The 11,265-nt window shown below is 71.2% G+C and carries 11 protein-coding genes and 1 pseudogene; 7 read left to right on the top strand and 5 right to left on the bottom strand.

The window, feature by feature from the left end:
* Positions 1 to 159 precede the first annotated feature (159 nt).
* The 3 genes from ACTUAL_RS12965 to ACTUAL_RS12955 all read left to right on the top strand — a co-directional run bounded on the left by ACTUAL_RS12965 (position 160) and on the right by ACTUAL_RS12955 (position 3,367).
* On the top strand, positions 160 to 744 hold the full coding sequence (locus ACTUAL_RS12965; protein ID WP_440900408.1) for a hypothetical protein: 585 nt from the start codon (positions 160 to 162) through the stop codon (positions 742 to 744).
* A 758-nt stretch (positions 745 to 1,502) separates the two neighbouring features.
* Complete coding sequence (locus ACTUAL_RS12960) at positions 1,503 to 2,933, top strand: Fis family transcriptional regulator (protein WP_440900407.1); 1,431 nt, start codon at positions 1,503 to 1,505, stop codon at positions 2,931 to 2,933.
* Between the two features lie 266 nt (positions 2,934 to 3,199).
* Positions 3,200 to 3,367 carry a hypothetical protein gene (locus ACTUAL_RS12955; protein ID WP_440900406.1) on the top strand — a complete coding sequence of 56 codons (168 nt, stop codon included), beginning with the start codon at positions 3,200 to 3,202 and terminating at the stop codon, positions 3,365 to 3,367.
* On the opposite strand, the gene ACTUAL_RS12950 is transcribed toward ACTUAL_RS12955, so the two are convergent.
* From ACTUAL_RS12950 to ACTUAL_RS12930, 5 genes are read right to left on the bottom strand one after another with little or no spacing between them, the layout of a single operon-like run.
* A complete protein-coding gene (locus ACTUAL_RS12950; RefSeq protein ID WP_440900405.1) occupies positions 3,352 to 4,440 on the bottom strand; it encodes an NAD(P)-dependent alcohol dehydrogenase in 1,089 nt (362 codons plus the stop codon). The two genes, ACTUAL_RS12955 and ACTUAL_RS12950, sit on opposite strands and share 16 nt — an antisense overlap.
* Entirely contained in the window at positions 4,437 to 4,904 is a 468-nt protein-coding gene (locus tag ACTUAL_RS12945; RefSeq protein ID WP_096497301.1) for a DUF4334 domain-containing protein, read from the bottom strand. Before ACTUAL_RS12945 ends, ACTUAL_RS12950 begins: the two co-directional genes overlap by 4 nt.
* Positions 4,905 to 4,963: 59 nt before the next feature.
* Positions 4,964 to 5,500, bottom strand: a complete 537-nt coding sequence (locus ACTUAL_RS12940; RefSeq protein ID WP_440900404.1) for a TetR/AcrR family transcriptional regulator — start codon at positions 5,498 to 5,500, stop codon at positions 4,964 to 4,966.
* A 36-nt stretch (positions 5,501 to 5,536) separates the two neighbouring features.
* Positions 5,537 to 6,130, bottom strand: a complete 594-nt coding sequence (locus ACTUAL_RS12935; protein ID WP_440900403.1) for a hypothetical protein — start codon at positions 6,128 to 6,130, stop codon at positions 5,537 to 5,539.
* Complete coding sequence (locus ACTUAL_RS12930) at positions 6,108 to 7,235, bottom strand: hypothetical protein (RefSeq protein ID WP_440900402.1); 1,128 nt, start codon at positions 7,233 to 7,235, stop codon at positions 6,108 to 6,110. The genes ACTUAL_RS12935 and ACTUAL_RS12930 overlap by 23 nt, the downstream gene beginning before the upstream one ends.
* 369 nt (positions 7,236 to 7,604) lie before the next feature.
* Between ACTUAL_RS12930 and dusB the strand changes: the two genes are divergently transcribed.
* From dusB to ACTUAL_RS12910, 4 genes and pseudogenes are all read left to right on the top strand, one after another.
* A complete protein-coding gene (gene dusB / locus ACTUAL_RS12925) occupies positions 7,605 to 8,750 on the top strand; it encodes a tRNA dihydrouridine synthase DusB (protein WP_198320658.1) in 1,146 nt (381 codons plus the stop codon).
* Positions 8,743 to 9,201: a hypothetical protein gene (locus tag ACTUAL_RS12920; protein ID WP_096497306.1), complete on the top strand. Its 459-nt coding sequence runs from the start codon at positions 8,743 to 8,745 to the stop codon at positions 9,199 to 9,201. Before dusB ends, ACTUAL_RS12920 begins: the two co-directional genes overlap by 8 nt.
* A gap of 147 nt (positions 9,202 to 9,348) precedes the next feature.
* On the top strand, positions 9,349 to 10,206 hold the full coding sequence (locus tag ACTUAL_RS12915) for a GGDEF domain-containing protein (RefSeq protein WP_096497307.1): 858 nt from the start codon (positions 9,349 to 9,351) through the stop codon (positions 10,204 to 10,206).
* Between the two features lie 212 nt (positions 10,207 to 10,418).
* A pseudogene (locus tag ACTUAL_RS12910) lies at positions 10,419 to 11,265 on the top strand (hypothetical protein); the annotation flags it as partial.

The raw sequence follows: 11,265 nt of genomic DNA, 5'->3' as shown, positions 1-11,265 counted from the left end.
GCCCGCGTCGGCGCCGATGAGGCAACCGGGGTTGTCCGCGTCGGACGAGGCCATGACCAGCGGCCCCGCAGGGAACCGCGTACAACGGGTAACGCCAGAGTCAACGACAGCGAACTAAGACTTTGACCGCGCGCACTCAAGCTGACAGGAACTCGCCTCATGACCTGGCTGACCTTCATCTCGCAGATGACCAGTGCATTGGTTTGGCCAGTAGTTGTCTTGATCATCGTGCTTGTTCTCCGCAAGCCGATCGGGCAGCTCCTCACGGATCCTGGTTTGAAGAAGATCAAAGCTTGGCAGTTCGAAGCTGAACTGGACCGGGTCCGAAGTCAGGCGGTCGAACAGCTCGAAACTGCTAGCCCCCCGGACGAGGCTCCCCGAGTGATAGCGGAGGAACTAGCGGCTGACGTGAGTCAGGCGCCAGTTGTCGCAGTGCTCGAAGCCCACAGAGCCATCGAACGCGAGCTACGTGACATCGTTGCGAGCTCAGGAGAAACCACGACTCGCGCGTCCGCCGCAGGTCTCGCGCGCCTCGCCGCCAAGAAGGGGCTCATTTCCGAAGCCTCTGTGCGGTCGGTGGAGGGTGTTAGCCACCTGCGAAACCTCGCAGCTCACGGCAACGCAAGAGCCATTACGAGCGAGCAAGCAGCCGAGTATGTCCAACTCGCTGACGCGGTGCTCTACGCGATCAAGGGCGATTATCGCCGTACGAAAGCCGGGACGAGCGCAGACGACTCGGCTTGATCAAGCTGGGCACGGCGCTCGGCTGCCGCGCCTGTGGACAGCTCAACACCTTGACGGCGTCGACCAGCCCACAGGCTTGCCCAGGGAACATGCACGGACCAGGAAGCGCGGAACGCCGACTGACGGCCCTGAACTAGCAGGTCAGGTGGCGCTTCAAGGGCGGACCCGGAGATTCTGCGCAAGGATCTCCGGGCCAGCTACGCAGCAAGATCAAAGCCCTGACTTACCCCTCACAAACGACGGCAGACAGCCATAGGTGACAGTCCACACTGGTCGTTTGCACTCAAAAATTGTTCAGCTAGGAGCAGTAACCAGCAGACGACGATAGTCAACAATGAGGCAAGATCCACAACCTTCGGGTTCAGGGTTCGAGTCCCTGGCGGCCCACCAAAGCCCGAGGTCACACCTCTCGGGTGTTCGGGAGCGGGATCGGGGCACCGCCGGTTCACCGCTCTGCGGCGTCTCCCCGATAGCGCCGAGGCGCTTGTCCGGTCAGGCCCTGCGCCGCACGTGCGCGTTCCAGGTCGGCGCGGCACCTTCACCACGGGGCGAGCAGCTCGCGCACGGCGACCGCGAGGCTCCCCACCTCGCGCAGCGCTATCCGGATTGCGGGCGCCGCTTATCCGGGACGCGCTTTTGGTGAGAACCGCGACCGGCGATCCGGCTTATCCGCTTTTATGCGTGGCCTCCCGGTATTTCGAGAGCCACCCTGTGCGGTGAACGGCCGAGCACCGGCAGCACAACGCACAGGAGAACGCGTGACCGAGCGCATCAATCACCCGGCCCACTTCGACGAGAACGCCGAGGCGGTGGTCATCGAGCAGGTGACGATCGACGATCGCGAGGTCGTGCGCGAGGCGCGGCGGTGGACCTCCGGCAGGCGCGGCCCCCTCGTGGAGGACCACGACGCGCTCACGGGCGCCGACCTGACCAGCTACGTCACCGAGGTGATGCGCATCGGCGCCCACGCGCTGAGCGTGACGGGGCAGGCCCAGGAGACCCAGGCGCTCGGGCGGCTGCTGAAGGAGGCCGAGGACAAGGCCACCGCTTCCAGCGCCCACGCCGCCGAGCTCACGGCGCGCGCGGCGCGGGAGGCGTCCGAGACCGTCAGAAAGGCAGCGCACGACGCCAAGACCGCCATCGCGGACGCGGACACGCGGAACCGCAAGGAGCTCACCGCGGCGGTGACGGCCGCGAAGGAGGAGCTGAACGCCGAGCTGCGCCGCATCTTCGCCGGGGAGAGCCCGGAGCTGGTCGAACGCCTCCGGCCGGTGCTCGACAAGTTCGGCGCCGAGCTCGACTCGAAGGCGAGCGCGGGCACGGCCGAGCTGCTGGCCAGGGCCACCAGGCAGTTCGACCCCTCGGACCCGACCTCCCCCATCGCGAAGCACACCGCCGAGCTCTCCGCCCAGCAGGCGCGGCTCACCCAGCAGCTGGCCGCGCAGCACGCCGAGCTGACCGGCAAGATCGAAGAGGTCTCGACGGTGCTGCGCGTCCACGAGGCCACCACCGCCCTCGCCAGGGTCACGCCGCTCAAGGGCGGGTCCTACGAGGGCTCGGTGCGCGCCGTGCTGGCAGGCATCGCGGCCGGTCTCGGCGACGACTACACCGACACCAGCACCCGAACCGGGCAGCTGCCCCGGTGCAAGAAGGGTGACGGCGTGCTCAGCCTGAACGACGGCGCCACGCGGGTCGTCGTCGAGATGACCGACTCGACCCGCACTGGCTGGTCCGACTACCTCGCCGACGCCGAGCGCAACCGCGACGCCGTCGCCTCACTGGGGCTGGTCCGCACCTCCGAGCAGAACAACGGGCAGACCATCCGGATGATCGGCGCCCAGCGGCTCGTGCTGGCGTTCGACCCGGACAACGACAACCCGGACCTCCTGCGCACCGTGGTCATGCTGCTGCGGACGACCGCCCTCGCGACCACGAGCCGCAAGGGCGTCCACGAGGTCGCCACGGCGGAGGAGAAGATCGCCGAGGCGGTCGTCCAGCTGGAGAAGATCGACGCGATCAAGAAGGAGTCCGCGACGATCCAGCGGTCCGCCACGAGGATCGACAACGGGTGCACCGCGCTGAACTCGGCCGTGCGACGCCTGCTCGGCGAGGCCATCGACGCGCTGGCGGGCGCCCACTCGACCGGTCCGGAACTCGTCAGCGCGACCAAGTCCCACGGCGCCGCCTGACCTGGGGAACGGGTGGGGCGCCACCACGCGGTGGCGCCTCACCGCTTTTCCGGCAATCGCAGTCACCCGCAACGGAGAACTCCTCCGAAGCGACTGGAAGTCGAACCCCGAGGAGGATCGTGCCCATTCCTGATGAATCTTCTGAGCAGAAGTCCGAAGCCCCGTGGACACCCGTCGTCGCCAGTTCCTTCGACGGGCCGCACTGGCACGGGAACCAGGTCCAAGCCTCGCTCGACAGGGTCGCGCGAGCGCCGGGGAGCGCGGAGATGGCCATTCAGGCGCAGGTCGAGACCATGGTGCTCGTGCACTCGATCCGGCGCATCCTGCTGTGGACCGCGGTCATCATCCCGCTGATCCTCATCGGGACGACGGTGGCGCTGGCCATCGCCGGGGAAGCCGCAGGCTGCACCCCCTCGTACTACAAGACCTGCTGATCGAACCTCAGCACCGGTTTCACGCAGCGCCCCGTCGACGCGTCCTCCGCCGCCCTCTCGATCTGCTCGAACGGGTACTCCCCGATCAGCCGCTCGACCGGCAGGACGCCCTGGCGGTGCAGGGCCACCAGGTCCGGGATCAGGGTCCTCGGGGCCGCGTCGCCCTCGATCACGCCTCGGACGCGGATGCCGTTGTGCACCAGCGTCCTCAGGTCCAGCTCCACCTTGCCGCCCAGGCCGACCAGCGCCAGCGTCCCCCTCCGGCGCAGCGCCCCCACCGCCTCGCCGATCGCGTCCGCCCGGCCCGTCGTGTCCACCGCGTGGTGGGCGCCGCCGCCGGTCAGGTCCGCGAGCGGCGTTCCCGGTGGGACCGCCGCCGCCGCGCCCAGGGACAGCGCCAGCGCGCGCCTGGACTCCACCGGTTCCACCACGACAGTGCGGCACCCGCGCACGGTCGCCGCCAGCAGCGCGCTCAGGCCCACCCCGCCCGCGCCGTACACCACCAGCGACTCGCCGGGGGCCGCGTTCAGAACGGTGAAGACCGTCCCCGCCCCCGTCTGGACGCTGCACCCCAGCGGCGCGGCCACCGCGGGGGGCAGATCGGCGGGCACCTTCACCACGCTGCTCTCGTGCGCCACCGCGTGCGTCGCGAAGCTCGACTGGCCGAAGAACCCGCCGTACACCGGCTTCCCCGCTCGACGAAGCGCGGTGCTGCCGTCCTCCCGGACGCCCCGCGCGTTCGCCCCCGCGTGCAGGCAGTACGCGTTCCACCCCGCCGCGCACTCCGCGCACCGGCCGCAGCTCCGGTAGCTCAGGCACACCGAATCCCCCACCACCACGGAGCCGACCCCCGCGCCGACCGCCTCCACGACCCCGGCGCCCTCGTGGCCGAAGACCATGGGCAACAACCGCTCCGGCCACGTCCGGCGCACCAGCAGGTCCGTGTGGCACACGCCCGCCGCCAGCACCCGCACCACGACCTCGTCCGGCCTCGGCTCGTCCAGCTCCACCTCGCGCACCTCGAACGGCCCGCCGGGGCGTTCGACCAGGGCAGCGCGGGCGCGGCGGGTCACGCGCGCTCCAGCACGAAGTAGTAGTGCTTCCCCCCGTCCAGCACGCCCTTGCCGTTCATCACCCCGAGCACCGCGCGCTCGTCGAGCCGCTTGAAGTGGTCCAGCACCGGCCTGCCGTCGTAGACCATCGTCGCGGTCGCCTCGCCCCGGAACTCGACCGTCCACAGGCTCGCCCCGCCCCCGGCCAGCTCCTCGTTCGCGTACAGCCCGCCGTCGGCGTCCCGGCACACCAGGGGCGTCACGTCGGTCAGCGACGTGAACGTCTTGCCGTACCACCCGGCCTTCTCCAGGTTCCCCTCGAAGCTGTGGCCGCTCGCGAACTCGCTGCCGCGCCAGTCCCCCAGCAGCTCCTCCGGCGCCACGGTCGGCAGCGCCGCCCACAGGGCGTCCAGCTCCTCGACCGTCGTGCGACCACCCGCCCGGCGGATCTCGGCGATGCGGGCACGAGCCTCGTCGGCGGTCATCCGAACCTCCCGGACACGGGGAACAGGGGCACCAGACCTGACAAATTAGACCGACACTGTCAGGTTGTCAGCCCCCGAACGGTCAGCTCCACCAGGCGGCGCAGCAACACCTCCTGCCGCTCGACCCCGCCCAGGTGCAGCGTGATCCCCTTGACCCCGTAGAACAGCACCCCGGCCACCTCGTCCACCCCGGCGCACGGCCCCAGCACGCCCTCCAGGACCTCGATCATCCGCCGCTCGAAGAGCGTCCACTGCTCGACCGCCCGCTGCTGCGTCTCGTCGATCAGCTCGGCCTGGAACACCTCGCCCGCGTGCATCCGCAGCACCAGCCCGAGCACCGCGGTCAACCGCTCGGCCACCCCACCGGGCCCCCGCGCCGCAGCCTCGGCCCGCTCCAGGAAACCCTCCAGCGCCCACTGCACGGCCTCCCGGAAGATCTCCTCCTTGCCCCGGTAGTACTGGTACAGCGCGGGCCGGGAGACGTCCGCGGCTGCGGCGATCGCGTCCACGGACGTCCGCCGGTAGCCGTACCGGGCGAAGCAGGACACCGCCGCGCGCATGTAGCGCTCTCGCCGCTGATCGGGTGATGTCGCCACCGGACGACTGTAACCAGCGGGAAGGCGCGGGGGCGGTCACGCGGGCAGCAGCTCCGCGACGCCCGCCACCAGGTCCGCCCGCGCCGCGCCGTCCGGGGTCCACCGGACGACGCGGGTGGTGGACGCGTGGCGCGCCGCCCACTCGCGCGCCAACCCGGTCAGGCCCGAGGCGGTGACCACGACCAGGCCGGTGGCGCCCGGCCTCCCGCGCCGCTCCAGGTCGAGGCGCTGGAGGGAGGCCGCGTCCACGGCGCACCCGCCGTCGAGCACGACGACGGCCACCGCCGCACCACCGCGCTCGACCACGTGGTCCGGGTTCCCGCCCTCGACCGCCACGACCGTGAACGGCCCCCCGGCCAGCGCCGCCGCCACCTGCTCGCGGATCGGGCCGGGTGGCGCCTGACCGGCGTTCACGGCCTGCGCCACCCCGTCCTCGACCTGGAGCAGCTTCCGCTCGACCCGCGCGAACGGCGCGACGAGGACCGTCGCGCCGCCCAGCTCCAGGCACAGCCCCCGCCAGTAGTCGTCGTCCACGAACCACCCCAGCACGAGCAGGACCACGCCGAGGGCGATGAGCACCGGTGCGAGCCCCCGGCACGAGCGCCCGCTACGACGCGACGCGCTGCTCATCCACCTGCACCAGGCCGACCGGCCCCTTGGGGTTGCTCCCAACGCGGATCCGCAGCACCTGCCCCACCCGGTAGTTGAGCGGCGCGTCGGGCCCGAGGTCGACGAACAGGTCCCGCCGGAAGCCCTTGCCGTCGCGGGCGTCCAGGAAGCCGTACTTCTCCCTGACCCTGAGCAGCTCCACGTCGAGCAGGGCCCCGAGCGGCACGGTGACGTTGGCCCTGGGGTTACGCCCGCCGTCGGGCTGCGGCTCGGCCAGGAAGAACACCTCGTCCCCCGGCGCGAGGTCCACGACGCCCCGAACGAGGTTGTCCCGGTGCAGGTAGTAGGTGCCCCCGTTCCGACCGCTCGCGAACCCGCTGCCCTTGACCGAGTCCCACCTGGTCACCCGGCCCACGACCCACGGGTCCTGCTCGTTGCCCCGCGCGGGGCGGACGGCGGGCGGTGGCGGGGTCGGCGCCTGGCCCTGCGGCGCGGTCATGTCGGTGACCATGCTCGACTTCACGCCGAACGGCTGCGCGTCCCAGAGCACCTCGCGGTAGTCGATCGAGGAGCCCGCGTTGGGCAGCTTCTGCGGCGCCCCGAGATATCCGCGGCCCTCACGGCTCACGGCGTTCCCGTAGATGGAGAAGACCTCCATCATGTTGGCCGCGCTCACCGTTTCCTCGTCGACGAAAACCGCGCCGGGACTGCCGCCGAGCGCGAGTCGCTCGACCTGGTCCACCGAGGTTCCGATGAAGTCCTGCTGCTGGCCGTTGACGAACGGCACGACTTTGCCCGTGGTGATGCCGACCGAGCAGTTGCAGAGGTAGGTGTTGTCCCGCTTCGCCTCCCTCAACCGCTCCTGGATGGCGATGGCGGCGTTGATGGCCTGCGCCGCCTGCACCACCGGGAAGGTGGCGATCACGCCCGACGAGAGGTACTTGCACACGGTCCCGCCGTTGCGGGTGACGGACTCGGTGACCTGGTCGAAGAACCAGCCGAAGGTCGGCAGCCAGCTCACCTCGGCGCTGGAGGTCTTCAGCTCCGTGGCGCCCGTCAGGTCGACGTGCATGACGACGACGGACACCTTGGCGGTGTTGTTGAAGGCATCGCGCAGAATCTCCACTTTTCACGATCCTCTCACCGGAAAGCGGCAGCACGGCGCCGTGAAGCGCGCGCGGCGACTCTGGGGGGTGGCCGGAAATCCCCGAGCGGGGGCCGGTCCACGACGGAAGGACACATGGTGCTTGAAAATTTCACATTGTCACTAGCCGTATCGAGGCTTTTCGGCCGAGCGTTATCCACGTGATCACCGGTCACCCGAACAGATCAACAAGCGACAAAAACGCCACCCCCGCACAACTGCCCGTAGAAAGCACTCCCCGGCCGAGGACCCCGCCCCCCGTTCGAGGGAGCCGTCCCACCACCCCCACCCCGTGTCCACCACGAGCGGAAAGCGGTGGAACGGCGGGCGTGGGACCCGGCTGCGGCTAGCCTGGTCGGCGTGGCTGCTCCCCCTCCCTCGCTGAAGATCGGCCGGTACTCGGTCGACCCGGCCGTCGTGCTCGCCCCGATGGCGGGCATCACGAACATCGCCTTCCGGCAGCTGTGCCGGGAGTTCGGGAGCCCCGGCTCGCTCTACGTCTGCGAGATGATCACCGCCCGCGCCGTGGTGGAGCGCGACTCCAAGACCATGGAGATGCTGGCGTTCGGCCCCGACGAGCACCCCCGCTCGATGCAGCTCTACAGCGTCGACCCGGTGTCCATGTCCGAGGCCGTCAAGCTGATCACCGGCGAGGACCGGGCCGACCACATCGACATGAACTTCGGCTGCCCCGTCCCCAAGGTCACCCGCAAGGGCGGCGGGGCGGCGCTGCCGTACAAGCGGAAGCTGTTCCGGGAGATCGTGCGGGCCGCCGTGCGCGCCGCCGAGCCCGCGGGCGTCCCGGTGACCGTGAAGTTCCGCATCGGCATCGACGACGAGCACCTCACCTACCTGGACGCGGGCCGCATCGCCGAGGACGAGGGCGCGCAGGCCGTCGCGCTGCACGCCCGCACGGCCGCGCAGCGCTACTCCGGCACCGCCGACTGGTCGGCCATCACCCGGTTGAAGGAGGCGGTGACCTCCATCCCGGTGCTCGGCAACGGCGACATCTTCAGCGCCCAGGACGCCCTCGACATGGTCGCCCGCACCGGCTGCGACGGGGTCGTCGTCGGTCGGGGCTGCCTGGGCAGGCCGTGGTTGTTCGGCGAGCTGCAGGCCGCCTTCCGGGGCGAGCCGCTGCCCGCGCCGCCGACGCTGGGCAAGGTCGCCGACATCCTCTGGCGGCACGGCGCGCTCCTGGCCGACTACCTCGGCGAGGAGAAGGGCGTCCGGGACCTGCGCAAGCACGTGGCCTGGTACCTGAAGGGCTTCCCGGTCGGCGGCGACCTGCGCCGGTCGCTGGCCATGGTCAGCACGCTGGCCGAGCTCCAGGACCTGGTCGGCCAGCTCGACCGCACCGCCGGGTACCCGGCCGACGCAGACGGGCCCCGCGGCCGACAGGGTTCCCCCGCTCGGGTGATCCTGCCGGAGGGCTGGCTGGACGACCCGGAGGACGCCGCGGTGCCCGAGGCCGAGGAGATGCACTCGGGTGGCTGAGCTGGCGCGCGGCGCGGCGCTGCTGGTCGGGGCGCTGCTGGTGGCGGGGTGCTCCGGCGCGGTGGCGGGGACGGCGGCGCCGATCCGGTTGAGCGACTCGGACCGGGGCCTGGTGCGGAACTACTTCGACGACCTCAACTCGGCGGGCGAGCAGGGCGTGGAGAAGCAGCACGCGCTGCTGGAGGAGACCCAGCACCCGGACTACCGCGACCAGGGCTGCCGACCGCCCGACGGGACGATCGCCTACCGCCCCGCGATGGGCACGTTGCGCCTGGACAACGAGTGGGCGCCCGCGGGCGGCGACGAGGCGCACCCGCGCGGCGTGGTGCTGGTCGTGGCCGTGACGATCACGGTCCACCGGGACGGCGTGGAGGTCGGCTCGCAGATCGGCTCGCAGCACGTCGTGCTGCTGAACGGGCGCGCCTACGGCTTCGCACCGTGCGCCGCGTGACGGTTTTCCGCTGCCCGACCGGAAACGTCACCGTTTCGGAGCAGTGCACGGTCAACCGGTAGAGGGAAATCAACCTCTGACGTGTCCCGCTCGCTCAAGAGCCGCCTCCTAGGAGACGACACCTTGGCAAGTGAGGAGGTGAGCACGATGACCGCACTGCGGCCCGAGGTCGCCGATCCCGATCGGGAGGGCGGCCCCGAGGCGCCAGCGCCCGCTTCCGAGGGCACCGGGCTGGTGCAGCTGCACGAGTCGATCGCGACACTGCTCGCCTCCAGGGGCCAGTGGCGGCAGGCCTACCAGCACCTGCGCTCGGCGTTCGACCTGGTCCACGCGGGGCGCGAGGAGCAGCCGAAGGTGCCGGAGCAGCTGCGCCGCGAGGTGGACCGGCTGCGCAGGGAGCACGCGGAGGCCCGCGAGCAGAGCCTGCGGGACAGCCTGACCGACAGCTACAACCGCCGCTACCTGGACGAGCGCCTGGTCGCGCTGGTCGCCGAGCGGGGCGCCACGACCGGTGGGCTGGCCATCGCGCTGATCGACCTCGACTGGTTCAAGCAGGTGAACGACACGTTCGGGCACCTGCTGGGCGACCGGGTGCTCCAGCGGGTGGTGGAGCTGCTCCAGGCGGAGCTGCCGGAGCAGGGGTTCTGCGCCCGCTACGGGGGCGAGGAGTTCGTCATCGTGCTGCCCGACGTGGACGTCGCGAGTGCGATCCAGATCACCGAAGCGGCCCGGATGCGTGTCGAGCGTCACGCCTGGGCCTCGCTCGCCCCCGGTCTGAGGGTGACTGTCAGCATCGGCCTGGCGTACGAGCCGCCCGCCGCCGAGACGCCCTCCCGCCCACCGGTGGCCCCGGAGCAGCAGTTGTTGCGCGCCGACAGCCTCCTCTACACGGCCAAGCAATCGGGACGGAACGCAGTCGCCTACCGGGAGGGCGGACGCGTTCGGCTGGCCGGTGCTGCTTCTGGGCGACGCGGAATCACTGAACCACGGGTGTCTGGTTACTGAAACACGCACCCCACTCACCCGTTCGGGCGTAACCTGCTGCGCGTATCCGACCACCCCCCACCCCTCTATCACCGGGAGTGGTCGTCAGAATTGGCGGGCGTCCGTAGTATCGCGTGCGCAAGTGACACGCCGCAGGTGCTTTCACCGTGTCCTTGCTGTCGTCAACTCGTGATGACGACCTGACCGATGACCAATTGCTGAAGGGAGACCGGGTGCCCGACGAGCCCCGCCGTGGTGGCACCGGACCCGGAGGCGACCAGGCCCCGCAGGATGACCAGACGACCGGGCGTCGCCGCAGGTCGATGGAGGGCAGCGGCGGTCTGAGCGTGTCGGATCTGCTTGAACAGCACAGCCGCACGAACATCCCGCGTCCCATCCCGCCGGGCCAGTCGGACTCCGGTCCGCAGCGCGGCGCCGCACCGGAGCCGTCCGGTCGCCGCGCCGCGCCGGAGCCACCCGCCCACAGATCCGAGCCGCAGGGCCCGGAGAGCGGTCGCCAGCAGGGCGACCACGAGCACCGACCAGCGCAGGAGCCGCAGCAGGGCCGCAGGAGGGCCGCCAGGGAACCCGAGGACGACGTCCGGGGTCCGTCCCACTCCGCCGGACCCGGCCAACCGGGTGAGACGGGCCCGCGCACCGGCCGCAGGGCCAAGCCGGAGCCGTCCTCGTACCCGGAGCCGTCCGCGTACGAGGAGGAGACGCGGTACGCCGCCCCCGTGCACGTCGAGCCGGACCCGGCCGCCGAGGCGGGCGGACGGCGCGCCAGGCACGACGAGGCCCCCTCCGGTCGCCGCGCGGCCCCCGAGGAGCCCCGGACCGGCAGGCGCGCCGCGCCGGAGGCCGACCGCGACGCCGCCGCTCCCGAAGGCGTCTCGCGCGCGAGCAGGCGCGCGCGCCACGACGAGCCCGCGCCCTCAGGCAGGCGCTCCGCTCCCGAGGACGGCGTCCCGGCCCACGAGGAGGAGCCCGGTCGCCGAGGCCGCCAGGCTCCCGGTGAGGGGGTCGGGCGGCGGTCCAGGGCGGTCGCGCCCGAGGACGGCTTCGCCGAGGAGGGCGGGC

Source organism: Actinosynnema sp. (assembly GCF_052038725.1).
This window is presented reverse-complemented; position numbering and strand designations above follow the sequence as displayed.

Coding starts and splice junctions, on each gene's coding strand:
- ACTUAL_RS12945 (WP_096497301.1), bottom strand. CDS start 4,904: ATGACCGCCGACGAGGCTCGTGCCCGCATCGCCGAGATCCGCCGGGCG.
- ACTUAL_RS12915 (WP_096497307.1), top strand. CDS start 9,349: ATGACCGCACTGCGGCCCGAGGTCGCCGATCCCGATCGGGAGGGCGGC.
- ACTUAL_RS12965 (WP_440900408.1), top strand. CDS start 160: ATGACCTGGCTGACCTTCATCTCGCAGATGACCAGTGCATTGGTTTGG.
- ACTUAL_RS12955 (WP_440900406.1), top strand. CDS start 3,200: ATGGCCATTCAGGCGCAGGTCGAGACCATGGTGCTCGTGCACTCGATC.
- ACTUAL_RS12935 (WP_440900403.1), bottom strand. CDS start 6,130: ATGAGCAGCGCGTCGCGTCGTAGCGGGCGCTCGTGCCGGGGGCTCGCA.